Genomic DNA, 22,265 nt, shown 5'->3' with positions numbered 1-22,265 from the left:
GATGACGCCGGCGATGGTGACGAACTGTTCGCCTGGAGCATCCGGCCGCTCGCTGACACCCGTCACCAGCAGCGTGCCGCTCGCCATCGCGCCTCGGGGGCCGACCGGTATGAATCGCGGGGCAAGAAATACGACCAGCACCCCGACCAATATGAGCAACACGCCCCATTCCCATCCCACGTGGCCATGGTAGGACTGCTGGCATGACCAAGCGGCGCCGATGAACGTCAGCCAAGACGATCTCCGTTTCGCGCTGGAGTTGGCCAACCAGGCGGATCGGATGACCAGCGCCCGCTTCGGGGCGCTGGATCTGCGCGTGGACACCAAACCGGACCTGACGCCGGTCACCGATGCCGATCAGGCGGTCGAATCACACCTCCGCGACGCGATCGGTCGGGAGCGGCCCCAAGACAGTGTTCTGGGCGAAGAGTTCGGCGGCACCGCCACCTTCGCCGGAAGGCAGTGGATCCTCGACCCTATCGACGGCACAAAGAATTTCGTGCGCGGAGTGCCGGTGTGGGCAACCCTGATCGCGTTGCTCGACAACGGCGTTCCCGTGGTCGGCGTCGTCAGCGCGCCGGCGCTGCAGCGACGTTGGTGGGCAGCGCACGGACGGGGCGCGTTCGCTTCCGTCGAGGGCGCCCAGCCGCGACCGATATCGGTTTCGACTGTGACACAACTGGATTCGGCAAGCCTGTCGTTCTCTAGCCTGTCCGGCTGGGCTCAACGCGGCTTGCGCGACCGCTTCATCGAACTCACCGACGCCGTATGGCGGGTGCGCGGATATGGCGACTTCCTTTCCTACTGCCTGCTGGCCGAAGGCGCGGTCGACATCGCCGCCGAACCCGAGGTGTCGGTGTGGGATCTCGCCGCCATCGACATCGTGGTGCGCGAGGCCGGTGGGCGACTGAGCAGTCTGGACGGGGCCGCCGGACCGCATGGCGGCAGCGCCGTGGCCACCAACGGCTACCTGCATGAACAGGTCATGAGCCGGTTGCGCACCGATGTGAAGTAATTAACACGAGACTATTTATCTTACTCGGGAGTAAGATACGGTTATTCGCATCGCCCCAACGACAGAGGCTGCTGAAATGACCAACACACTTCCCGCCAAGGCCGGCTCGCCCGCGCGCAAGAATCGCCGCGACCACGGTGTCGGGCTTGAAACCCACAAACGGACCGGTGTCGACCTCGCCATCGCGTTCCTGACCCCGATCATGGGCCAGGACTTCCTGGACAAGTACAACTTGCGGGGTCCGCTCAACCGAGGCCTGCGCTTCGGCACCAAGACCCTGTTCTCCACCACCGTCAAGACGTCGCGCCAGTTCCAGCGCGTGCAGAACCTGCGCGGCGCGCCCACCCGGCTCAAGGCCAGCGGCAAGGACTACTTCGACCTGCGACCCGACGACGACCAGAAGATGATCGTCGAGACGGTCAACGAGTTCGCCGCGGAGATCTTGCGTCCGGCGGCTCCCGACGCGGACGCCGCGACAACCTACCCGCCGGACTTGATCGCCAAAGCCGCCGAACTCGGCATCACCGCGATCAACATTCCCGAAGACTTCGACGGCATCGCCGAACACCGGTCCAGCGTGACCAACGTGCTGGTGGCCGAGGCGCTGGCATACGGCGACATGGGCTTGGCGCTGCCGATCCTGGCGCCCGGCGGGGTGGCCGCGGCGTTGACGCATTGGGGCAGCGCGGACCAGCAAGCCACCTACCTCAAGGAGTTCGCCGGCGAGAACGTGCCGCAGGCCTGCGTGGCGATCGCCGAACCGCACCCGTTGTTCGACCCCACCCGACTGAAGACCACGGCAGTGCGCACGCCGTCGGGCTACCGGCTGGACGGTGTCAAGTCACTGGTGCCGGCGGCCGCTGACGCCGAACTGTTCATCGTCGGCGCCCAACTCAACGGCAAGCCGGCATTGTTCATCGTCGAAGCGGGCACCAAAGGCCTGACCGTCAAACCCGACCCGAGCATGGGCATCCGCGCCGCCGCCCTGGGCCAGATCGAACTGTCCGGGGTCTCGGTGCCGCTCACCGCGCGACTGGGTGAAGACGCGGCCTCCGACGAGGACTACTCCGACGCGCTGGCGTTGGCCCGGCTGGGTTGGGCGGCACTGGCCGTCGGCACCTCGCATGCAGTGCTCGATTACGTCGTTCCCTACGTCAAAGAGCGCGAAGCGTTCGGCGAACCAATCGCCCGCCGGCAGGCGGTGGCGTTCATGTGCGCCAACATCGCAATCGAGCTCGACGGGCTGCGGCTGATCACCTGGCGCGGCGCATCGCGCGCCGAGCAGGGCCTGCCGTTCGCGCGAGAGGCGGCGTTGGCCAAGCGCCTTGGCACCGACAAGGGCATGCAGATCGGCCTGGACGGCGTCCAACTGCTCGGCGGTCACGGCTTCACCAAGGAACACCCGGTCGAGCGCTGGTACCGCGATCTGCGGGTCATCGGCGTGGCCGAGGGCGTCGTCGTCATCTGAGTCTTCTAGCCGAAAGATCAATCATGCCAATCAATCTGGAACTCCCCCGCAAGTTGCAGGCGGTCATGACCAAGACCCACCAAGGGGCCGCCGAGCTGATGCGGCCGATCGCCCGCAAGTACGACCTCAAGGAGCACGCCTACCCGGTGGAGCTCGACACGCTCTTCAATCTCTTCGAAGGCGCTTCGCAGTCGTTCAGCTTCGCTGGAGCCGACGCGCTGCGCGGCACCGAGAGCAAAGAGGACAACCACAACGGCGCCAACATGGCCGCGCTATTGCAGACCTTGGAAGCCAGTTGGGGTGACGTCGCGATGATGCTGTCCATCCCCTATCAAGGGCTGGGCAACGCCGCCATCTCTGCGGTCGCCACCGATGAACAGCTGCAACGCTTGGGCAAGGTGTGGGCCGCGATGGCCATCACCGAACCGGGATTCGGATCCGACTCTGCCGCCGTGTCGACGACAGCCAAGCTCGACGGCGACGAATACGTCATCAACGGTGAAAAGATCTATGTCACAGCCGGTTCCCGTGCTACGCACATCGTGGTGTGGGCCACGCTGGACAAGTCGAAGGGCCGCGCGGCCATCAAGTCGTTCATCGTGCCGCGCGAGCATCCCGGCGTCACGGTGGAACGCCTCGAACGAAAGCTGGGCATCAAGGGTTCCGACACCGCGGCGATCCGGTTCGACAACGTGCGCATCCCGAAGGACAACTTGCTCGGCAACCCCGAAATCGAAGTGGGCAAAGGATTTTCCGGCGTCATGGAGACCTTCGACAACACCCGGCCGATCGTCGCTGCGATGGCCGTCGGGGTCGGCCGGGCGGCATTGGAGGAGATCCGCAGGATCTTGACCGAAGCCGGTGTGGAGATCGACTACGACAAGCCGGGGCACGTCCAGTCCGCCGCGGCGGCGGAGTTCTTGCGCATGGAGGCCGACTGGGAGGCCGCCTACCTGTTGTCCTTGCGGGCGGCGTGGCAGGCAGACAACAACATTCCCAACTCCAAAGAAGCATCGATGAGCAAGGCCAAAGCCGGCCGCATGGCCAGCGACGTCACGTGCAAGACCGTCGAATTGGCTGGAACGACGGGCTATTCGGAGCATTCGATGCTGGAGAAGTGGGCGCGGGACTCCAAGATCCTGGACATCTTCGAGGGCACCCAGCAGATCCAGCAATTGGTGGTCGCGCGCCGGTTGTTGGGATTGTCGTCGGCTGAGCTCAAATAGCGTCCGACTCATCGCCACTGAAGCCGGAACAGGGACGGGCGTCGTCGCACGGAGGTACTACTCGCCGGAGGGTTATCCGCCCGCTTTGAGCAGCTCGGCGAACGCTTGCGCCGCGGCGTCGACACCGGCGCGATCCTCGGTGGCGACCAGGTCGAGAAGAAGTCCGCGCATGACCGCCAAGCCCAGGCGAGCCCGAGCGGGGTCTTCCGTACCCGCCGCGACGAGCCATGCCTCGACCGCTCCTGGCAACATTCGCACGAACGGTTGCTCGCCTTGGACACCGCGGGCGTAGCACTCGAAGAACAGCCGCTCGAAGGGCCGCAGTTCGGGCCGGCGAAGGTCAGCCCACATAGCCTCCACCGCCGCTGCAGGCTCGGCTGGCAATTCGGGTAGCAGAGCTCGCTGCCGACGCTCGACCTCATCGACGATGGCCACCAGAAGCTGGTCGCGCGATCCGAAGTGATGCAGCAGCATGCGGTGGCTGACGCCCACGGCGGCCGCGAGGTGACGAAGGGATCGGTCACCGATGCCGCGCTCTGCGTATTCCTTGACCACCGCGTCGAGCAGCTGCTGGCGCCGCTCGAGGTCAGGCGCTCGGGCCATCGACGCGTCGCTGTTCACTTCGGGCCTTGAGGCCCTGGGCCTCCAATTCGAGGTAGCGCCTTGTCGTTCCACGCATGAGCCACCCCACGAGGGCGCCAATGGGTCCGCCTTGTTCGAGCCACTGTCGCACCACGGTTCGATGGGGTGATTCGGGGATGACGTCATGCCGGGCCACGGTCACACCGCCGGCCGCACGCTGAACCCACGTCCATGAGGCGCCGGGCATGAGCTCGGTGACCTCCCACACCAATTTCGGCAGGCGCGGCTGTTTGATCTCGAACCGCTTGCCGACCGCCAGGTCCGGCCCGTCGAGACCCAGGAGCCGCGTGACCGACGCGGTCCATTCCGGCCAGCGCTCCACGTCGCTGAAAACACCCCAGACTACTGCGGCGGGCGCCTCGATCGTGATCTCCGACTCATTAATCATGTACCAGATGGTACATTCATCCCGGCGAGGCAGGCGAGCTGTCGCGGTCACATTTCGCGGCCGCCATCGGTCGAGTAGATGACGGCTACGCCCCACTCATCGAGAAGGACATCGACATGACCGCTCCCGCGCCGACCAAGCCGACAACCACCCCATGTGCCCGCCGTCAGCTCGTCGCATATTGGGTGACGACTGTCGTGTTGGCGTCCGAGATGCTCTTTGGCGGAACGTGGGGCATTCTGCGCAGCCCGTAGCGTGACATGATGCAGCATCTCGGATATCCCAGCTATTTCGATGTGCTGCTAGGTGTTTGGTACGCGCTGGGCGGGCTGGCGTTGCTCGCTCCAGGCTTTCCGCGGCTCAAGTATTGGGCGTACGCCGGAGCAATCATCGTCTACACCGGCGCCGTCGTGTCTCACCTCGCGGTCGGCGACCCGATACGCACGTCGGCCGGGCCGGTGTTCTTCCTCATTCTCACTTTCAGCTCCTGGGCTCTGCGGCCGCCGTCTCGGCGGCTAAGTACCGGGTGAGTCAGTCGACCACCCCGTCGTGTAGTTCCTGGAACAGTTCGGTGTTTCGGCTGTAGTCGACCGGCACGTCGATGATGGTCACGCCCGGTGCGGTCAGCGACCGCTCGAGCGAGCCGGTGAACTCCTCCATCGTGTCCGCGCGAATTCCGTTGGCTCCGAACGCGCCGGCGTACTGGGTGATGTCGTAGTCGCCGAGCGTCACACCGGATTTGCGGCCGTATTTGAGCAGCTCTTGAAATGCCACCATGTCGTAGGCGTTGTCGCGCAGGATGATGTGGGTGAGGCTCAGCCCGAGCCGGGTCGCGGTCTCCAATTCTTGTGCACTGAACAGGAATCCGCCGTCGCCGGAGATCGACACCACTTGGCCGCCCGGGCGCACCAGCGCCGCCGCCATGGCCCAGGGCAGCGCGACTCCCAGCGTCTGCTGCCCATCGGAAAACAGCAGCCGGCGCGGCTGATAAACCCGGAAGTGCCGCGCCATGTAGATGTAGTGCGACCCGACGTCGCAGGCGATGGTGGCGTCGTCGTCGATGACTTCCCGGACTTTGAGCACGATGGCCGCCGGATTCAGCCCCCCGTCACCTTGGGCATGGCTTCTTGCCTCGTCGTCGATTCGGCGTAGTGCCTCGCGCTGTTCGGCGACGGCTGAACTGGCGGGCTCGGGCAACCGCAGACCGGAGAGCAGTCGCGTGAACTCGGCCAGGGTCGCGGCGATGTCGCCGCGCAATTCCAAGCTCGGCTGATAGTTGTTGTCCAGGTCGGCCGGCACCTCATCGACATGAATGATGGTCCGGCTCGGATCGGTGTTCCACAGCCCAGGGTCGTACTCGACCGGGTCGAAACCGACCGTCACCAACACGTCCGCCTGCCCAATGAGGATGTCGCCCGGTTGGTTTCGGAACAAACCGACGCGACCGACGAAGTGGTCCTCCAGGTCACGGGACACCACACCGGCAGCTTGGAAGGTCTCGACCACGGGCAGGTCGGTGGCGGCCAGCAAGTCACGCAACGCCGCACACGGCGCCGGGTCGCCGGCCCGGATGCCGACGAATAACACCGGATTGCGTGCGCCGCGGATCATCAGCGCCGCTTGCTCGATGGACGCCGACGGGGCCGCGCCGAGCCGGGTCACGGGTGTGGGCCGGACGATGGCCGCTGTCGTCGACGCGCTGGACACGTCGGCGGGTAGCACCACCGCGGCCGCACCGCGCGGCACCGTGGTGGCAGCGCGAATTGCGTTGGCCACCGCTTCCGGCACGTTGTCGGGGTCGGTGACCTCGCCGGTGAACTTGGTGAAAGGCTTCAGTGCCGCAACCGTTTCCATCGATTGATGCGTGCGCTTGAGCCGATCGGCGCGCGCCACCGCACCGCAGATCGCCACCATCGGGTCCTGCTCGGTGGTAGCAGTGACCAGACCGGTCGCCAGGTTGGTGGTGCCCGGGCCCGAGGTGACCAGCGCGATTCCCGGCGTGCCGGTCAGCCGGCCCACCGCGGCCGCCATGAAGGCGGCGTTCTGTTCGTGGCGGCATACCACCAACTCGATGTCGCTGTCGAGCAGCGCGTCGAAAATTGCGTCGATCTTGGCGCCCGGGACACCGAAGACATGTCGAATTCCATAGGCGCTCAATGTCTCTACCACCCGCTGCGCCGATCGAACCGCATCGCCAGTCATTGCCTCATCCCTCTGTCCGCCGGATCTGATCGTCCACGTCGCCCTTGTCCAAGTCGGCGCTCAGGAAACCCGGCGTCCGCTGCAAGCTGAGATGCAACTCCGAGCGCACGGCGACTTCGACCGTCCCGCGCACCAATTCGTAGTCCAGCGTGTGCCCGCCATGACGGCGCTCGTCGTCGATGAAGTGTGAGTGGTAGCCGGCCACCGAGATGCCCTGTTCGTAGTCGGGCATCCGGAATCCGGCCAGGGTGCCGTGCACGTCGGTGAACGTCACCTCTTGTTGGTCCTGGGTCGCTTCGGTGAACGGCCGGTACGGCGGGTGCTGTTCAGTGACCGTGCGGGTGCGAAGGGAACGGAACAGCCCGGTGATCCGCACGGCCACCATGAGGTTCGTACTGTCCAAGGCGTGGTCGATCAGTGATTTCAGTTCGGCGCGGTCGCACGGCCGGGGCACGTCGATGATGCGGTCCGGCTGGAACCAGGTCACCGCGGCGAACGGGGTGCGTTCCTCGAGATCGGCCTTGGTGGCGCTGCCGTCGCTGCGCAATTGATAACAGACGCCGTCTAGCACCAGCATTTCACCGTCGAGGCGGTTGAAGGTACCGAGCCCGAAATTGCCATGGCGCAACAACTCTCGGATGGTGAGATCTCCCTCGTACACCCCGTTGAGCAGCGCGCCCATGGTCGAGGTCTGGTAGATCTCGCGTCCGTGATGGTCGAGGATCGCATGAGCCCAGCGGCGCATCCCGCTCAGCTCGTCAAAGGCCGGCAATTGGAGTCTCCTTTGCTACCCGGGTCGTCACGCGAGGTCCGGAGGCGGGTCGACCTCGTCGTTCATGAGGTCCAGCTGCCACCACTGCACGTCGTGCCAAGCACCGCTTTTCCACCCAACCCGACGGTAGAGCCCGGCCGGCCAGAACCCGAAGGCCTCGTGAAATTTGTTGCTCGCCGGGTTGGGCTGCGCGATGCCGGCGAACGCGCGCCGGTAGCCGCGTTCGGCGAGCCGCGGTAGCAATTCGGCGTACAGCATTCGTCCACCGCCGGCGCGCAAGCGGTGCTGCGCCAGGTACACGCTCGTCTCCACCGACCACCGGTATGCGGCGCGCGGGTTGAACTGCTGCGCGTAGGCGTAACCCACCACCACCCCGTCGTGTTCGAGGACCAACCACTCGTGCGTTTCCCCAGCGGCGGCGATGCGGGCCGCCATGGTCTCGACCGTCGGCACCTGCGTCTCGAAGCTGATGACGGTGTCCAACACATACGGACGGTAGATCGCGACGCAGGCGGCCGCATCGTCACCGACGGCCGCACGGACCAGCATCAGGCCGCGACGGCGTTGAGCTGCTCGCGGGTGTCGTCGTCGAGTTTGATATCGGCGACCGCCATGTTCTCCTCGAGGTGTCTGACCGACGACGTTCCCGGGATCAGCAGGACATTGGGCGCCACGCCCAATGTCCACGCCAACGCGACCTGGGCGGGCGTACGGCCCAGCTGGGCGGCCGTGCGCTGAACAACCTCGTTGCCCAGCACCGGATTGGTCTCTCCGAACGCCGACCCGAGTGGGAAGAACGGGACGAAGGCGATACCGCGCGCGCTGCACTCCTGTAGCACCGGGGCCGAGGACCGGTCGACGAGGTTGAAAGCGTTTTGCACACAAGCGATTTCGGTCTGCTCGAGAGCGTGCAGGAGGTGGTCGCGAGTCACTTCGCTGAGCCCGATGGCACCGATCAACCCCTCGTCGCGGGCGTTGATCATCACTGCCAGCAGATCGTCGAAGCGCTGATCCGGCCCCTCGCTGTCCATCAGGCGCAGGTTCACCGCCGCCAACTGGTCCACACCGAGCGTCTGCAAGTTGGCTTCGAGGTCGCGGCGCAAGTCGTCGGGATCGACGATCGGCAGCCAGGCTCCCCCGTCATCACGGCGCCCGCCCACCTTGCTCACCAACGCCAAGTCGTGTGGGTACGGGTGCAGCGCCTCGCGGATGAGTTCGTTAGCCACGTCGGGCCCGTAGAACTGGGCGGTGTCGATGTGGTTCACCCCGAGTTCGACCGCCCGACGCAGCACGGCCAGCGCCTCGTCACGATCCCGGGGTGGCCCGAAGACGCCCGGGCCGGGCAATTGCATTGCGCCGAAGCCGATACGGGCGACGGTGAAGCGACCGAGTGCGAAGGAATCCATGGCATGAGGTTAGCGTCGGAGGCATGGATACGTTTCGTGCGCTGGTGGCGCGCCAAGACGAGGACCGGATCACCGCGTCGGTCGAGAACCTGAACCGCTCGGATCTCCCGCCCGGCGAGGTGACAATCCGGGTGCTGTATTCCAGTGCCAACTTCAAAGACGCACTGGCGTTGACCGCCGGCGGCGGCGTCGTGCGCAACTATCCGGTGGTGCCGGGCATCGACCTCACCGGTGAGGTGGTCGAGTCCCAGTCACCGGAGTTCGCGGTCGGTGACCACGTCTTGGCCCACGGGTATCAAATCGGGACGGGCCATCACGGCGGTTACGCCGAATACGCCCGACTACCCGCCGACCAGGTGGTAGCGCTGGGCGCGCTGGACCCGCGGGAAGGTGCGGCCATCGGTACGGCCGGTTTCACCGCGGCGATGAGCGTGCAGGCTCTGATCGACTGGGGCGTACGGCCCGACGCCGGCCCGGTCGTCGTGACCGGCGCCTCCGGTGGGGTCGGCACGGTCAGCGTGGACTTGTTGGCCGGCGCCGGCTATCAGGTGGTGGCGTCCACGGGCAAGACCGAGGCCGCGGAACGCTTGAAACAGCTTGGCGCGGCAGAGGTTATCGGTCGGCTGCCCGCCGACCCCGACGCCAAGCCGCGGCCGCTGGCCAAGACCCGCTGGGCCGGCGCGGTGGATTGCGTCGGCGGGGCCACCCTCGCCGCCGTGCTCAGCGCCATCGATTACCGCGGCGCGGTAGCCGCCAGCGGGTTGACCGGCGGCCCGGCCCTGCACACCACGGTGATGCCATTCATTCTGCGTGGCATTGCCTTGTTGGGCATGGACTCGGTTCAGCTACCCATCGGTCCGCGACGCGAGTTGTGGGCACGTCTGGGTGACTCGCTGCGGCCCCGCCATTTGGCCGAGATCACCACGGAGGTCGACGTGAAGGACGTTGTCGGCGTGCTCGACCAACTACGCGAAGGCGCCTTCACCGGGCGTGCTGTGGTGCGGGTCGCCGACGGGTTCTAGATTGAGGCGACCGGGGTTTCTCGACAACGGAGGTGGCATGCGCGCGGCACGGGTGACTCGGCTCGATGGTCCAGACGCGGTCGAGGTGACCGAGGTTGACGAACCCAGTGGCGACGGTGTCGTCGTCGAGGTGCAGGCGGCCGGGGTCGCCTTCCCCGATGCGCTGCTCACCCGCGGGCTCTATCAGTACCGGCCCGACCCGCCGTTTGTGCTGGGCGCCGAGATCGCCGGAGTGGTCCGCTCGGCACCGGACGACTCGCACGTGCGACCCGGGGACCGGGTAGTCGGGCTGACCATGCTCACCGGCGGCATGGCCGAGGTTGCAATTCTCGCACCGGACCGCACCTTCAAGCTGCCCGACAATGTCAGCTTCGAGGCGGGCGCCGGGGTGCTGTTCAACGACCTGACCGTGTACTTCGCGCTGACCGAGCGGGGCCGATTGCGCGCCGGTGAGGCGGTGCTGGTCCATGGCGCGGCCGGTGGCATCGGTACCTCGGCATTGCGACTGGCCTCCGTGCTGGGCGCGTCGCGCGTCATCGCCGTGGTGAGCACCGAGGAAAAGGGAGACATCGCCACCGCGGCGGGGGCCACCGACGTGGTACTGGCCGACGGATTCAAAGACACGGTCAAGGAGTTGACCAGTGGCCGAGGGGTCGACATCGTGGTGGACCCGGTCGGCGGTGACCGGTTCACCGATTCGCTGCGCTCGCTCGCGCCCGGCGGTCGACTGCTCGTCGTCGGCTTCACCGGTGGCGAAATTCCCACCGTCAAGGTAAATCGTCTGCTGCTCAACAACATTGATGTCGTCGGTGTTGGCTGGGGAGCGTGGACCGGAACGCACCCCGGTGCGCTGACCGAGCAGTGGGCCGCATTGGAGGAGTTGCTCAGCTCCGGCAAGCTTTCCCCGCCCGAACCCGTGGTCTATCCGTTGGACCAAGCCGCTGCCGCGATCGCGTCGCTGGAGAACCGCAGCGCAAAAGGCAAAGTCGTGTTGCGCATCCGGGACTGATCCGCGGGCAGTACCGCCAACCCTTGTGCGCCATACAGAAGTGAAACTAATGTCACTTTTAGTTGATCTCACCGGCCGGCACTTGGAGCGAGCATGGAATCCTTCGTCCACCTGCGCAAAGGCAGAACACCGCGGCGGCTGCATGCCGACCTCGACGGTCTCAAGGACGACGAGCTGGGCCGCGGCGGCTTTACCGGACGGACCGCCAACCTCTACCGCCGACACGACCCCACCGCCTACCGATCGGTCGGGACGCTGCGACCCGTCGACGTGCTGGCCGGCGAACTCAAACCCACCGATGCCACCGACGCCACCGGTGGACCGCTACTGCTGTTCAGTAACGCCGACTGCCGCGTGTCGCTGAGCCGCCGCGGTGAACCGATGCCGTGGCACGTCCGTCACGTCGACGGCGACCTGCTGTGCTTCGTGCACCAGGGCGCTGGACTGCTGGAAACCGAGTTCGGCTCGCTGCGCTACGGCGAGGGCGACTGGGTTTACCTGCCCAAGGCGTGCACCTGGCGACAGGTTCCCGAACAACAAACCACCCTGCTCATGGTCGAGTCCTCCGACGAGTTCCGGGTCCCGCCGCCCGGCCCGCTGGGCCGGCACTTCCCGTTCGACCCGTCGCAAGTCACCATCCCGGAACCGACTCCCCTCGACGACGATGGCCGCGACGAGTACGAGGTGCGGTTGATACACGAGGGTGGTCCGACATCGCTGTTTTATCAACATCATCCGATCGACGTCGAAGGGTGGCGCGGTGACAACTTCGCGTTCACCTTCAACATCGCCGATTACAACGTCGTCACCTCCGACAGCGTCCACCTGCCACCCACGGTGCATCTGTTCATGCAGGCTACCGGGGTCTATGTGATGAACTTCCTGCCCAAGCCCGCCGAAGGCCTGCCCGGCACCGAACGCACCCCTTGGTATCACCGCAACGTCGATTACGACGAGATCGCGTTTTTCCACGGTGGCTCGCTCTACGGCATCCCGATGCCGCCCGGGCTTATATCCCATGCGCCGCAAGGGGTTCACCACGGCGCACCGGAAAAGGCGCGGGAGCGAGCACGCCGCAAGTTCGACGATTACGCCCGAGTCGACTGGCAGGTCATCGCCATCGACACCCGCCGCCGCTTGACACCCTCGCCCGAGGTGCTGGACCACGATCTAGGACAACACTGATGGCCGGAGCCGCGAAGTACGACTACGATCGAATCCCCTATCTCGTTGCTTTCCAGAATAATTCGGGCGTTCGGGACGTCTACGGCGGGCTGGCGGAAATCACCGTGCTGGAGAGTTTCCTGCTCAAGCCCCGAGACAAGCCCTCGGACACCGTGCTGGTGTTCATGCACCCGATCGGCGGTGGTGCTTACCTGCCGATGATCACCGCGCTGGCCCGGGCCGGGCACCATGTCATCTACTGCAACAGCCGGTTTCGCGGCAACGACTCGGCGCTGCTCATGGAGAAGGTGGTCGAGGACCTCGGCGAATGCATCAAGGACGCCAAAAACCGCCTCGGCTACCAGAAAGTGGTGCTGGCCGGATGGAGTGGCGGCGGGTCGCTGTCGCTTTTCTACCAACAACAGGCACAACACCCGACCATCACCTGCAGTCCATCCGGTGACGGCCCCGACCTCACCGCACTTGACCTGCCCCCGGCCGACGCCATCATGCTCCTGGCCGCCCATGTCAGCCGCCACGGCACGCTGACCGAATGGCTGGACGCATCGATCCTCGACGAGTCCGATCCCGCCCAACGCGACACTGAGCTGGATCTGTACAACCCCGACAACCCCAACCGACCGCCCTACACCCCGGAGTTCTTAAACCGGTACCGCCAGGCGCAGATCGACCGCAATAGGCGCATCACCGCCTGGGTCAAAGGCAAGCTCGCGGAATTGAGGGCCGCGGGCCGCCCGAACGACGAGTTCGGCTTCGTCGTACACGGCACCATGGCCGACCCGCGCTGGCTGGACCCCGCCGTCGATCCCAACGAACGCGCCCCGAACACCTGCTACTTGGGTGATCCACAAGTGGTCAACATGAGTCCAGTTGGGCTGGCAAGGTTTTCGACGCTGCGCGGCTGGCTCTCCCAGTGGAGCTACGACGACGCCCGTGGCGACGGCGTGGCATGCGGACGTGACCTTGCGATCCCGGCGTTGGTGATCGGTAATCTGGCCGATGACGCCTGCACACCCAGCCACACCCGTCGGCTCTTCGAAGCCATCGGGCATCCCGACAAGGAGATGTACGAGATCCCTGGCGCGACCCATTATTACGCCGGACCTGACCAGCGCGACAAGCTGCGGCAGGCCGTCGAGATCGTCACCGACTGGCTGACGCTGCGCGAGTTTGCGAGGCTCGAGTGACGGCGGATCAACCGACCGGGCCGCTGGACGGCATTCGGGTACTCGAACTGGGCACGCTGATTGCCGGTCCGTTCGCCGGCAGGCTGCTCGGTGACATGGGCGCCGACGTCATCAAGGTGGAGCCGCCCGGTGCACCGGACCCGCTGCGCACCTGGGGGCAGGCCGAAGTCGACGGCGAGCGCGTGTTTTGGACCGTGCACGCCCGCAACAAACGGGCCGTCACACTGGATCTGCGCCGACCGCGCGGACGCGAACTGTTCCTGGAACTGGTGGAGCAATCCGACATCATCGTGGAGAACTTCCGCCCCGGGACGCTGGAGCGCTGGAATCTCGGCTACGACGTGCTGAGCGAACGCAACCCGGGCATCATTCTGGTCCGCGTCTCTGGATACGGCCAGACCGGCCCCGACGCACACAAGGCCGGATACGCCTCGGTCGCCGAGGCGGCCAGCGGACTGCGTCACCTCAACGGTTTCCCGGGTGGTCCCCCGCCGCGGCTGGCCCTGTCTCTGGGTGACACCTTGGCCGGCATGTTCGGCGCCCAAGGCGCGTTGGCCGCGCTGTATCGCCGCACCGTGACGGGACGTGGCCAGGTGGTCGACGTCGCGTTGACCGAGTCGTGTCTGGCAGTGCAGGAATCCACGATCCCGGATTACGACGTCGGCGGTGTGGTGCGCGGACCGTCGGGCACCAGGCTGGAAGGCATTGCGCCGTCGAACATCTACCGCAGCGCGGACAACTCCTGGGTGGTGATCGCGGCCAACCAGGACACCGTGTTCGCGCGCCTATGCCAGGCCATGGACCGTCCCGAATTGGCTATCGACGAGCGGTTCGCGACCCATGGCGCGCGTGGACGCAATCAGGACGCACTCGACATCATCATCGGCGCTTGGGCCGCCGAACGGGAGCCCTGTGAAATCATCGAAACCCTCAGCGCCGCAGGCGTGATCGCCGGGCCGATCAACACCGTCGCCGAAGTGGTCAACGATCCACAACTGCGGGCCCGCGACATGCTCGTCGAACACTACGACGAACGGATCGGCCGCCCGGTGCTCGGACCCGGCGTCGTGCCGGTGCTTTCGGACTCCCCTGGCCGCGTCCGCTCCGCCGGACCCGCGCGTCCCGGCCAACACAACGACGAGGTCTACCTTGGTCTGTTGGGCAAGACCGCCGAGGAGATCGCAGCGCTGCGCGCCGAGGAGGTGCTATGACTCACGTCGACATCCGCGAGGTGTCGCTGCGCGACGGCCTGCAGATCGAAAAGCCGATTCCGTTGTCGGCCAAACTGGAGTTACTCGCCGCGGTCGCGGCCACCGGAGTTCGTGAAGTGGAGGCCACCGCCTTCGTCTCGCCGTCGAAGGTGCCGTCGATGGCCGACGCGGCAGAACTCGCAGCCGAATTGCACCACTACCCCGATATCGAATTCTCCGCACTGGTGGCCAGTCCCAACGGCGCGCGCCGGGCGATTGCGGCCGGGCTGCGCTCAATCGAGTACGTGGTGGCCGCCAGCGACGCGTTCAGCAAAGCCAACGTCGGACGCAACAGCGCCGAGGCCGTCAAACAGATCAGCGACATCGTTGCGATCGCTCACGACGGTGACGCCACCGTCGAGGTCATCGTCGCTACCGCGTGGGATTGTCCATTCGACGGACCGACACCCCCGCAGCGGGTCCTCGATATTGGCGCGGCCGCGCGCGACCAGGTAGCGGACCGGTTCTCGATCGCCGACACCATTGGCACCGCCACCCCCGGACGAGTGAGTTCGCTGATCGCGCAACTTCGTCCGGTGATCGGAGACCTGCCACTCGGCGGACACTTCCACAACACCCGCGGATCGGGGTTGGCCAGCGCCTACGCGGCGGTCAGTGCGGGAGTCACCCGATTGGACGCCTCGGTTGGCGGGCTGGGTGGATGCCCGTTCGCCCCGGGTGCCACCGGCAACATCGCCACCGAGGACCTGGTCTATCTGTTGACCGACAGCGATATCGATGTGGACGTCGATCTGCAGGCCGCCGTCACGGCGGCCCGGGTCGCGCAATCGGTGGTCGGCCACGAGTTACCCAGCGCCGTGTTGCGTGCCGGGGACCGGATTCGCACCTGATGTCGACCCCCCAGGCACCGCGAACGCTCAGCGCCAAAGGCCGCCAGACCCGAGAGGCGATCGAACAGGCAGCGCGAAAGCTGTTCGCGGAACGGGGCTTCCACGGCACGACCTTGGCGGACATCACCTCCGCGGCGGGCAAGTCCTCGGCGGTGTTCTACCGCTACTTCACCGACAAGGAAGACCTGCTGGCCGCGCTGGCACAGTCCTTCCTCGACGACGTCGTGACACCGTCGGGTTCGAACGTGCGACTGCCGGACTCGCCTCACGACGATGCCTTCTTCACCTCGGTGGTCACCGGCTATTGGAACATGTTCAAACAGAACATCGGCATCATGATCGCGGTCGCCCAGCTCGCCGCCACCAAACAACGCTTCGCCGCTGTGCAGAACCGATTCCGTCGATTCGGCATGGACGTGGTGGCTGCGTCCGTCCGCCGCGCCCAAGAACACGGGTACGGCGACGAGCTGCACCCGGAACACACCGCGGCCGCCATCGCGCTGCTGTTCGAAAACTTCACCACCGTCTTCGTCGGGACGTCGGGCCACAGTGGGCTCGGTGTCGCGATGACCGACGAAGACGCCATCGCCACCCTATCCACCGTCTGGAAGAAAACCCTTTACGGCGCTTAAGGAGTCACCGTGGATTTCGCTCTGCCGGAACATCTTCCGAACGTCCTTGCGGAGATGGACGAGTTCATCGAGACCGAGATCAAGCCGCTGGAACGCGAGCACATCCAGTACTTCGACAAGCGCCGAGAACACGCCCGCACCGACTGGGACAACGACGGGGTTCCGCGTGCGGAGTGGGAAGACCTACTCAGCGAAATGCGCCGACGCGCCGACCGGGCGGGCTGGTTGCGCTATGGCCTGCCGGCACAGTTCGGGGGCCGCGACGGCACCAACATCGACATGGCCGTCATCCGGGAACACTTGGCGCACAGAGGCCTCGGGCTGCACAACGACCTGCAGAACGAGTCCTCTATCGTGGGCAACTTTCCTCAGGTCATCATGATGGACCGGTTCGGCACCGACACGCAGAAAGCCGAGTGGATCGAGGCTCTGATCACCGGTAAGCGGTCGATGGCCTTTGGGCTGACCGAACCCAACCACGGGTCGGACGCCACCTGGTTGGAGTCCCGCGCCGAACGAGACGGCGATGGCTGGATCATCAACGGCGTCAAACGGTTCAACACCGGTGTGCATCGTGCCACCCACGATCTGGTCTTCGCCCGCACCTCCGGCGAACCGGGACACCCGCTGGGCATCACCGCGTTCCTGGTGCCCACCGACGCCCCGGGGTTCGCCGTGCCCTACTACTGGTGGACCTTCAACATGCCGACCGATCACGGGGAAGTCGAACTGACCGACGTCCGGGTGCCCGAGGAAGCGGTACTCGGCGAGGTGGACCGCGGGCTGGAGGTCGGCCAAACCTTCCTGCACGAGAACAGGATTCGGCAAGCGGCCAGCAGCCTGGGCGCCGCCCAGTACTGCATCGACCGCGCGGTCGAATACGCCGGGCAACGGCACGTCTTCGGAAAACCGCTGTCGGTCAACCAAGCCGTACAGTGGCCGCTGGTCGAATTGCAGACGGAGGCGCAGATGGTGCGGCTGTTGGTGTATTACGCCGCCGCGCATTTGGACAGCAACCACCATATGGAGGTCTCCGACAAGGTGGCGATGGCGAACTATCGCGCCAATCGGCTGGTGTGCGACGCCGCCGACCGAGCCATGCAGGTGTTCGGCGGGGTGGGCTACAGCCGCCACGAGCCTTTCGAACACATCTACCGCCATCACCGCCGCTACCGCATCACCGAGGGCGCCGAAGAAATCCAGATGCGTCGAGTCGCGCAGCGGCTGTTCAGGTTTGGTAAAAAGTGACCACACATTTGTCCGAGCGCCTGCCGGCCGTGCTGCGATCCGTACTCGGCGAGCAGGTCGCAGTCGAGAATCTGCGCGCGTTGACCGGTGGTGCGAGCCGCAGCACGTGGGCGTTTGACGCCGTAACCGGTGCCCAGCGCCGAGGATTGATTTTGCGGATCGGCCCGCCCGATGACGTCCACGCCGGAATGGAGTTGGAGGCGCGCGTGCAGGCCGCCGCCGCGGCGGCCGGAGCGCCGGTACCCGACATCCTCACTGCATCGGATTCACCTGCCGCCCTGGGCAATCCATTCCTCATCTGCGCGGAGATCAAGGGCGAGACCATCGTCCGCCGCATCGAACGTCAACTCGACGAAGCCGGGCGCCAGCGGCTGCTGCGCCAGTGCGCGCAAGCGCTGGCAGCCATCCATCGTGCCGACACGACCGATCCCAGCCTGGAACGCGACGACCAACTAGGCCAATGGCGCGAGCGACTCGACGCCATGGGCGACACCACCGCCACCTTCGAGTGGGCATTCCGTTGGCTGGCGGCTCATCGACCGCCGCCAGCGTCGGCGGTGTTGGTACACGGCGATTTTCGGATGGGCAACCTCATTGTCGACAGGTCGAATCTGGCCGCGGTGCTCGACTGGGAGCTGGTTCACGTCGGCACTGCTTATGAAGACCTGGCCTGGTTCTGTATCCGAGCCTGGCGTTTCGGCGCCCCGGTCAGCCGCGGCGCGGGCGGGCTGGGCAGCATCGAAACTTTCCTGCAGGCCTACGAGGAGGCCAGCACCACTGCCGTCGACCGGGGGGCGTTTCACTGGTGGCTGGTGCTCGCCACGCTGCGCTGGGGCATCATCTGCCGGCATCAGGCCGAACGACACCTGAGCGGACAGGCCCGCTCGGTGGAGTTGGCCACCATTGGCCGGCGGGTGTGTGAAACGGAATGGGACCTACTCACTCTGCTCGACGAGAGGGCCAGCGCATGACAACCGGCGATGCGCTGCACGGACGCCCGACGGCGGCCGAATTGGTCGCGGCAGTCGCCGAATTCTTAGAAGGCGATGTGCGGGCGGCGACCGAGGGACAGGTCAACTTTCATGCCAGGGTCGCGGCCAACGCGTTGCGCATGGTGCAACGCGAACTGTTGTCCGCCCACGACTTCGTCGCACCACTTGCCGAGGTGGGCTACCCCGATGAGGCCGCGCTCGCCGCGGCAATCCGAGCCGGTGAGCTCGACGGACGCGCCGGCGAGGTGGTCGCCTGTCTGCGCACGCTGGTGCGGCATCGGTTGGCGATCGCTCATCCCGGATACGACAGCGAATAGGAGTCAGCGCCATGCCTACTAGGAGCATCATCCTCGAGGTGGCCGACCGGCTGTTCACTGCGATCGAGCGCAGCGACGTGGCGGCCGTTGCCCGGCTGTGGAGCGACGACATTTTGGTGTGGCGAGTCGGCACCCGTCGGGACAATGACAAGGCGCGGGCGCTGCGGGTCATCGACTGGTTCGTCTCGGCCACCAGCGACCGCCGTTACGAGATACTCGACCGACAACTGTTCGACGACGCCGGTGTGGCGGGCTTTGTCCAGCAGCACCTTTTGCATGCGACGGGGCATGCAGCACAATCAATCTCCATGCGCGTCTGCATCGTCATCAAGCTCGATGCGGATGGTCTGATCAACCGAATCGACGAATACTTCGACCCCGCCGACATCGCCCCCCTGCTAGAGAGCACCCGATGACCACGCTGGAGACCTTGTTGCGAGACCCCGACGCGGCCGGGGCCTGGGCCCTGGTGCCCGATCGGTCGACCATCACCTTCAAGATCAGGAACATGTGGGGCCTGGTGAACGTCAAAGGCAAGTGGACCGAGTTCAGCGCAGCCGGCGAACTGGCCGACGGCGGCGCGGTATCGGGCCGGGTCGACATCCGCGTCGCCTCGATCGACACCGGCATCCGCCGGCGCGACAAGCACCTGCTCTCCGCCGACTTCTTCGACGCCGAACGCTTCCCGCAGATCAGCGTCGAGGTCACCGGGTTACAGCCCACCGCAGGCCGGGGAGCCGATCTGCAGGCCCGGTTCACCATCAAGGGCAACACCGAATCGGTGGCGTTTCCCGTGACCGTCACCGAGTTCGATGACGGCTCGGTGCGGATCGCCGGGGAAGGCCAGCTCGACCGCGCCAAGTTCGGGGTGAACTGGAACAAAGCCGGGATGGTCAGCGAGACGGCAAAGGTGGCGGCCGAATTGATCTTCGAACCAGCGGGTGCCCGAGAGCCGAGCACTTACCAGTAGCATCTGCACCGTGCCCGATTCCAGCGCCAACTCCGACCACCTGCGAATCCTGGTCTACAGCGACAACGTTCAGACTCGCGAAGAAGTGATGCGGGCTTTGGGCAAGCAGCTGCATCCCGACCTGCCCGAGTTGAGCTACGTGGAAGTGGCAACCGGACCGATGGTGATCCAGACGATGGACGAAGGTGGCATCGACTTGGCCATCCTGGACGGAGAAGCGTCGCCGACCGGAGGCATGGGGATCGCCAAACAGCTCAAGGACGAGTTGACGGACTGCCCACCGATTCTGGTGCTCACCGGCCGTCCGGACGACGCCTGGTTGGCCAGCTGGTCACGCGCCGAGGCGGCGGTGCCGCATCCCCTCGACCCCATCGTGCTGGGCCGGACAGTGCTGGACCTGCTTCGGGCGCCCGCGCTGTAGCGAGTAGCCGTCAGGCGCCGCGCACCTGGATCTGCGGCTCCTCTTCCTGCACCACCTGAGGCCGCAATTCCCCGGTCGCTTCCGGCCGCAGGGTGAGTGGCTTTTCGGCGGCTTGTTCATCGTCGGCCGTGCCCGGGACCGGAACTCCGGCCCGCAGCGGGGACTCGGGAATTCCGGAAGCGGTCGTCGGCGCCGCTTGGGGTGCCACGCCGGGGGCCGCCTTCGCTGCGATGTCGGGATCGGCGTTGGGCAGCACCGCCATGCGTGGCGCTGCTTCCTCGGCTTCCACCGGAGGCGCGGCCTGCGGTTCGGGCACCTTGGCCGACGCTCCGGTCGGTGCGGTGTCCTTCGGCGCGATCAGATCGCTGGCGAAACCGGCACGGCCGCTGTTGGCGCCAGTCATCGGAATCGGCAGCGGGAAGCCGCTGATACCGCCCGGGCCGCCCCCCGCGCCGGTGTTGGCAAAGGTGCTTGGCGGCGTGGTCGGGCCGATCGCACTCGCGTCGCCTGCGCTCGGGCCGCCCTGGAGCAATGTCGCGCCGGCGTTGCCGGTGTCGTAGCCGCCGACGTTGGCCACCGGCACCGCACCAGCAGAGTCGGCGCCGCCACCGCCGCCGCCTGCGGCGGCCGCATTGTGGTCGGCCTGGGCGGGTGCCGGGGCGGCTGCGCCGTCGGGGCCGCCGCCAGAACCACCGGCACCACCGGCGCCACCAGCGGCGCCGTTGGCGGCCGAGATCGCGCCGCCGATTCCCGAACCGATCGCGGGCAGCGTCTGCAGCACGCTCGACCAGGGCGCGATCTGCGCCGCGACGGCGGACGCGCCGGAGTAGTAGCTGGCCATGGCCGCCACGTCCGCGGCCCACATCTGCTCGTAAAGACTTTCGGCCAGCGCGATCAGCGGCGCGTTCTGGCCAAAAATGTTCGACATGACCAGTTGGACGAACGAGTTGCGGTTGGCCTCCACCTCGAGCGGGTGAATGATGGCCGCCCGCGCCGCCTCGAACATGCTTGTCACCGCGTTGGCTTGTTGAGCGGCCCCGGCGGACTGCGCTGCCGCCGCGCTCAGCCAGGCCGCATAGGGCGCCGCCGCGGCGGCCATCGCCGCTGCCGCCGTCCCTTGCCAGGCCTGCCCGGCCAACCCCGCGGTCACCGAAGCGAACGACTCCGCCGCGCTGGCCAACTCGGCAGCCAGACTCTGCCAAGCGGCCGCGGCCTCCAGCATCGGCGCTGTACCAGCGCCGATGAACATGCGCAAGGAGTTGATCTCCGGCGGCAGCGTAAAGAAACTCACGGCTTTGGTCCCTCCCAGATCGGCTGTCTGCGTCAGCGCTGACCTTGCGGAAGCTCTGCGACTACCCGGTGCGTCAAAACACTAGCAACAACTGCTCCTCTTTTTGGCCGGTTCGCGGCTTATTCACAGGATCAGGCTGGAATGGCGATCAGCGCCCCCTACCTCCGGGTTTGCCGCCAGAGCGGGACCACCGGCGCGTGCAGCCACCCGCAAACCAGCGATGTGTCTATGAGCCTGTACCCCGGGCATGTGCTCCAGTCGTCGCGCGACTATGTTGAATATCACTGTGACGACCACCAGCCCGGTGCGTCACAGCAGCCCGGTTACCGCCTGGCCGCCGCCCAGCCGTCTGGGCGGCAGCCCGTACGACGGATCATGGAGCAAGTTGAACGTCTACATACCCATCTTGGTGCTGGGGGCCATTGCTGCGGTCTTCGCCGTGGTCTCGGTCGTGATCGCCAGCCTGGTCGGCCCTTCCCGCTTCAACCGATCGAAGCTGGCCGCCTACGAATGCGGAATCGAACCCACCGATACCTCGGCGTCGGCGAACGGCCCGCAACCGGCCAGCGGACAGCGGTTCCCGGTGAAGTATTACCTGACCGCAATGTTGTTCATCGTCTTCGACATCGAAATTGTGTTCCTCTATCCATGGGCGGTCAGTTACGACGCACTGGGGACGTTCGCGCTCGTCGAGATGGTGGTGTTCATGCTGACGGTTTTCGTGGCTTACGCCTATGTGTGGCGCCGCGGCGGCCTGACGTGGGATTGAGG

General features: G+C 66.1%; 26 protein-coding genes and 1 pseudogene. 19 read left to right on the top strand and 8 right to left on the bottom strand.

The annotated features are described in order from the left end of the window. A pseudogene (locus A9W95_RS01115) lies at positions 1-180 on the bottom strand (hypothetical protein); the annotation flags it as partial. A 40-nt stretch (positions 181-220) separates the two neighbouring features. Here A9W95_RS01115 and hisN point away from each other — a divergent pair. The 3 genes from hisN to A9W95_RS01100 all read left to right on the top strand — a co-directional run bounded on the left by hisN (position 221) and on the right by A9W95_RS01100 (position 3,709). Beyond that, on the top strand, positions 221-1,015 hold the full coding sequence (gene hisN, locus A9W95_RS01110; protein ID WP_067408814.1) for a histidinol-phosphatase: 795 nt from the start codon (positions 221-223) through the stop codon (positions 1,013-1,015). 76 nt (positions 1,016-1,091) lie between these two features. Further along, positions 1,092-2,483: an acyl-CoA dehydrogenase family protein gene (locus tag A9W95_RS01105; RefSeq protein ID WP_067408813.1), complete on the top strand. Its 1,392-nt coding sequence runs from the start codon at positions 1,092-1,094 to the stop codon at positions 2,481-2,483. A 23-nt stretch (positions 2,484-2,506) separates the two neighbouring features. Beyond that, positions 2,507-3,709 (top strand): acyl-CoA dehydrogenase family protein, encoded by a 1,203-nt coding sequence (locus A9W95_RS01100; RefSeq protein WP_067408812.1) that lies wholly within the window; start codon positions 2,507-2,509, stop codon positions 3,707-3,709. 72 nt (positions 3,710-3,781) lie between these two features. On the opposite strand, the gene A9W95_RS01095 is transcribed toward A9W95_RS01100, so the two are convergent. Next, the gene (locus tag A9W95_RS01095) at positions 3,782-4,312 is read right to left on the bottom strand and encodes a TetR/AcrR family transcriptional regulator (RefSeq protein WP_067408818.1); all 531 of its coding nucleotides are present in this window, start codon (positions 4,310-4,312) and stop codon (positions 3,782-3,784) included. Further along, the gene (locus tag A9W95_RS01090; RefSeq protein ID WP_067408811.1) at positions 4,296-4,739 is read right to left on the bottom strand and encodes an SRPBCC family protein; all 444 of its coding nucleotides are present in this window, start codon (positions 4,737-4,739) and stop codon (positions 4,296-4,298) included. Before A9W95_RS01090 ends, A9W95_RS01095 begins: the two co-directional genes overlap by 17 nt. Positions 4,740-4,855: 116 nt before the next feature. Here A9W95_RS01090 and A9W95_RS27590 point away from each other — a divergent pair, with 116 nt between their 5' ends. Both A9W95_RS27590 and A9W95_RS27585 read left to right on the top strand, forming a co-directional pair. Continuing rightward, complete coding sequence (locus A9W95_RS27590) at positions 4,856-4,993, top strand: hypothetical protein (RefSeq protein ID WP_253851518.1); 138 nt, start codon at positions 4,856-4,858, stop codon at positions 4,991-4,993. A 9-nt stretch (positions 4,994-5,002) separates the two neighbouring features. After that, positions 5,003-5,269, top strand: coding sequence for a DoxX family protein (locus A9W95_RS27585; RefSeq protein ID WP_253851517.1), 267 nt, complete (start codon positions 5,003-5,005; stop codon positions 5,267-5,269). A 1-nt stretch (position 5,270) separates the two neighbouring features. On the opposite strand, the gene alsS is transcribed toward A9W95_RS27585, so the two are convergent. From alsS to A9W95_RS01065, 4 genes are read right to left on the bottom strand one after another with little or no spacing between them, the layout of a single operon-like run. Beyond that, the gene (alsS, locus tag A9W95_RS01080) at positions 5,271-6,941 is read right to left on the bottom strand and encodes an acetolactate synthase AlsS (RefSeq protein WP_067408810.1); all 1,671 of its coding nucleotides are present in this window, start codon (positions 6,939-6,941) and stop codon (positions 5,271-5,273) included. Positions 6,942-6,945: 4 nt separating this feature from the next. Then, entirely contained in the window at positions 6,946-7,713 is a 768-nt protein-coding gene (budA, locus tag A9W95_RS01075; RefSeq protein WP_082982832.1) for an acetolactate decarboxylase, read from the bottom strand. Positions 7,714-7,740: 27 nt separating this feature from the next. Next, positions 7,741-8,262, bottom strand: a complete 522-nt coding sequence (locus A9W95_RS01070; RefSeq protein ID WP_156745939.1) for a GNAT family N-acetyltransferase — start codon at positions 8,260-8,262, stop codon at positions 7,741-7,743. After that, positions 8,262-9,119 carry an oxidoreductase gene (locus A9W95_RS01065; RefSeq protein ID WP_067408808.1) on the bottom strand — a complete coding sequence of 286 codons (858 nt, stop codon included), beginning with the start codon at positions 9,117-9,119 and terminating at the stop codon, positions 8,262-8,264. Before A9W95_RS01065 ends, A9W95_RS01070 begins: the two co-directional genes overlap by 1 nt. Positions 9,120-9,142: 23 nt before the next feature. On the opposite strand from A9W95_RS01065, the gene A9W95_RS01060 reads away from it, so the two are divergent. The 13 genes from A9W95_RS01060 (at position 9,143) to A9W95_RS01000 (ending at position 20,203) form a co-directional block, all read left to right on the top strand. Beyond that, positions 9,143-10,141: an oxidoreductase gene (locus A9W95_RS01060; RefSeq protein ID WP_067408807.1), complete on the top strand. Its 999-nt coding sequence runs from the start codon at positions 9,143-9,145 to the stop codon at positions 10,139-10,141. A 37-nt stretch (positions 10,142-10,178) separates the two neighbouring features. After that, a complete protein-coding gene (locus tag A9W95_RS01055; protein ID WP_067408806.1) occupies positions 10,179-11,150 on the top strand; it encodes an NADPH:quinone oxidoreductase family protein in 972 nt (323 codons plus the stop codon). A 93-nt stretch (positions 11,151-11,243) separates the two neighbouring features. Further along, positions 11,244-12,335, top strand: a complete 1,092-nt coding sequence (locus A9W95_RS01050; protein ID WP_067408805.1) for a homogentisate 1,2-dioxygenase — start codon at positions 11,244-11,246, stop codon at positions 12,333-12,335. Continuing rightward, positions 12,335-13,522: an alpha/beta fold hydrolase gene (locus tag A9W95_RS01045; protein ID WP_067408804.1), complete on the top strand. Its 1,188-nt coding sequence runs from the start codon at positions 12,335-12,337 to the stop codon at positions 13,520-13,522. The genes A9W95_RS01050 and A9W95_RS01045 overlap by 1 nt, the downstream gene beginning before the upstream one ends. Continuing rightward, positions 13,519-14,733 (top strand): CaiB/BaiF CoA-transferase family protein, encoded by a 1,215-nt coding sequence (locus tag A9W95_RS01040; RefSeq protein WP_067408803.1) that lies wholly within the window; start codon positions 13,519-13,521, stop codon positions 14,731-14,733. Before A9W95_RS01045 ends, A9W95_RS01040 begins: the two co-directional genes overlap by 4 nt. After that, positions 14,730-15,623: a hydroxymethylglutaryl-CoA lyase gene (locus A9W95_RS01035; protein ID WP_067408802.1), complete on the top strand. Its 894-nt coding sequence runs from the start codon at positions 14,730-14,732 to the stop codon at positions 15,621-15,623. Before A9W95_RS01040 ends, A9W95_RS01035 begins: the two co-directional genes overlap by 4 nt. Further along, positions 15,623-16,255: a TetR/AcrR family transcriptional regulator gene (locus A9W95_RS01030; RefSeq protein ID WP_067408801.1), complete on the top strand. Its 633-nt coding sequence runs from the start codon at positions 15,623-15,625 to the stop codon at positions 16,253-16,255. Before A9W95_RS01035 ends, A9W95_RS01030 begins: the two co-directional genes overlap by 1 nt. Positions 16,256-16,264: 9 nt before the next feature. Then, the gene (locus A9W95_RS01025; RefSeq protein WP_067408800.1) at positions 16,265-17,503 is read left to right on the top strand and encodes an acyl-CoA dehydrogenase family protein; all 1,239 of its coding nucleotides are present in this window, start codon (positions 16,265-16,267) and stop codon (positions 17,501-17,503) included. Continuing rightward, positions 17,500-18,474 carry a phosphotransferase family protein gene (locus tag A9W95_RS01020; RefSeq protein ID WP_067408799.1) on the top strand — a complete coding sequence of 325 codons (975 nt, stop codon included), beginning with the start codon at positions 17,500-17,502 and terminating at the stop codon, positions 18,472-18,474. Before A9W95_RS01025 ends, A9W95_RS01020 begins: the two co-directional genes overlap by 4 nt. Next, positions 18,471-18,812 carry a DUF6285 domain-containing protein gene (locus A9W95_RS01015; RefSeq protein ID WP_067408798.1) on the top strand — a complete coding sequence of 114 codons (342 nt, stop codon included), beginning with the start codon at positions 18,471-18,473 and terminating at the stop codon, positions 18,810-18,812. The genes A9W95_RS01020 and A9W95_RS01015 overlap by 4 nt, the downstream gene beginning before the upstream one ends. Before the next feature lie 11 nt (positions 18,813-18,823). Then, the gene (locus A9W95_RS01010) at positions 18,824-19,228 is read left to right on the top strand and encodes a nuclear transport factor 2 family protein (protein ID WP_067408797.1); all 405 of its coding nucleotides are present in this window, start codon (positions 18,824-18,826) and stop codon (positions 19,226-19,228) included. After that, positions 19,225-19,782, top strand: a complete 558-nt coding sequence (locus A9W95_RS01005; RefSeq protein WP_067408796.1) for a YceI family protein — start codon at positions 19,225-19,227, stop codon at positions 19,780-19,782. The genes A9W95_RS01010 and A9W95_RS01005 overlap by 4 nt, the downstream gene beginning before the upstream one ends. Before the next feature lie 10 nt (positions 19,783-19,792). Beyond that, positions 19,793-20,203 (top strand): response regulator transcription factor, encoded by a 411-nt coding sequence (locus tag A9W95_RS01000; protein WP_067408795.1) that lies wholly within the window; start codon positions 19,793-19,795, stop codon positions 20,201-20,203. Positions 20,204-20,213: 10 nt separating this feature from the next. Here the strand turns inward: A9W95_RS01000 and A9W95_RS00995 are convergent, their stop codons facing one another. Then, a complete protein-coding gene (locus tag A9W95_RS00995; protein WP_067408794.1) occupies positions 20,214-21,494 on the bottom strand; it encodes a PPE family protein in 1,281 nt (426 codons plus the stop codon). Positions 21,495-21,879: 385 nt separating this feature from the next. Between A9W95_RS00995 and A9W95_RS00990 the strand changes: the two genes are divergently transcribed. Beyond that, the gene (locus tag A9W95_RS00990; protein ID WP_067408816.1) at positions 21,880-22,263 is read left to right on the top strand and encodes an NADH-quinone oxidoreductase subunit A; all 384 of its coding nucleotides are present in this window, start codon (positions 21,880-21,882) and stop codon (positions 22,261-22,263) included. The last annotated feature ends 2 nt before the right edge of the window (positions 22,264-22,265 follow it).

This window comes from Mycobacterium sp. 1423905.2 (genome assembly GCF_001673155.1).
In the GTDB taxonomy this organism is placed as follows: domain Bacteria; phylum Actinomycetota; class Actinomycetes; order Mycobacteriales; family Mycobacteriaceae; genus Mycobacterium.
Note: the sequence above shows the minus strand (reverse complement) of the source record. Positions and strands in the feature narration are given on the sequence as shown.

Excerpts from the sequence above, each read along its gene's own strand:
- hisN (WP_067408814.1), top strand. The coding sequence starts at position 221 with ATGAACGTCAGCCAAGACGATCTCCGTTTCGCGCTGGAGTTGGCCAAC.
- A9W95_RS01105 (WP_067408813.1), top strand. The coding sequence starts at position 1,092 with ATGACCAACACACTTCCCGCCAAGGCCGGCTCGCCCGCGCGCAAGAAT.
- A9W95_RS01100 (WP_067408812.1), top strand. The coding sequence starts at position 2,507 with ATGCCAATCAATCTGGAACTCCCCCGCAAGTTGCAGGCGGTCATGACC.
- A9W95_RS01095 (WP_067408818.1), bottom strand. The coding sequence starts at position 4,312 with ATGGCCCGAGCGCCTGACCTCGAGCGGCGCCAGCAGCTGCTCGACGCG.
- A9W95_RS01090 (WP_067408811.1), bottom strand. The coding sequence starts at position 4,739 with ATGATTAATGAGTCGGAGATCACGATCGAGGCGCCCGCCGCAGTAGTC.
- A9W95_RS27590 (WP_253851518.1), top strand. The coding sequence starts at position 4,856 with ATGACCGCTCCCGCGCCGACCAAGCCGACAACCACCCCATGTGCCCGC.
- A9W95_RS27585 (WP_253851517.1), top strand. The coding sequence starts at position 5,003 with ATGCAGCATCTCGGATATCCCAGCTATTTCGATGTGCTGCTAGGTGTT.
- alsS (WP_067408810.1), bottom strand. The coding sequence starts at position 6,941 with ATGACTGGCGATGCGGTTCGATCGGCGCAGCGGGTGGTAGAGACATTG.
- A9W95_RS01070 (WP_156745939.1), bottom strand. The coding sequence starts at position 8,262 with ATGCTGGTCCGTGCGGCCGTCGGTGACGATGCGGCCGCCTGCGTCGCG.
- A9W95_RS01065 (WP_067408808.1), bottom strand. The coding sequence starts at position 9,119 with ATGGATTCCTTCGCACTCGGTCGCTTCACCGTCGCCCGTATCGGCTTC.
- A9W95_RS01060 (WP_067408807.1), top strand. The coding sequence starts at position 9,143 with ATGGATACGTTTCGTGCGCTGGTGGCGCGCCAAGACGAGGACCGGATC.
- A9W95_RS01055 (WP_067408806.1), top strand. The coding sequence starts at position 10,179 with ATGCGCGCGGCACGGGTGACTCGGCTCGATGGTCCAGACGCGGTCGAG.
- A9W95_RS01050 (WP_067408805.1), top strand. The coding sequence starts at position 11,244 with ATGGAATCCTTCGTCCACCTGCGCAAAGGCAGAACACCGCGGCGGCTG.
- A9W95_RS01045 (WP_067408804.1), top strand. The coding sequence starts at position 12,335 with ATGGCCGGAGCCGCGAAGTACGACTACGATCGAATCCCCTATCTCGTT.
- A9W95_RS01035 (WP_067408802.1), top strand. The coding sequence starts at position 14,730 with ATGACTCACGTCGACATCCGCGAGGTGTCGCTGCGCGACGGCCTGCAG.
- A9W95_RS01030 (WP_067408801.1), top strand. The coding sequence starts at position 15,623 with ATGTCGACCCCCCAGGCACCGCGAACGCTCAGCGCCAAAGGCCGCCAG.
- A9W95_RS01015 (WP_067408798.1), top strand. The coding sequence starts at position 18,471 with ATGACAACCGGCGATGCGCTGCACGGACGCCCGACGGCGGCCGAATTG.
- A9W95_RS01010 (WP_067408797.1), top strand. The coding sequence starts at position 18,824 with ATGCCTACTAGGAGCATCATCCTCGAGGTGGCCGACCGGCTGTTCACT.
- A9W95_RS01005 (WP_067408796.1), top strand. The coding sequence starts at position 19,225 with ATGACCACGCTGGAGACCTTGTTGCGAGACCCCGACGCGGCCGGGGCC.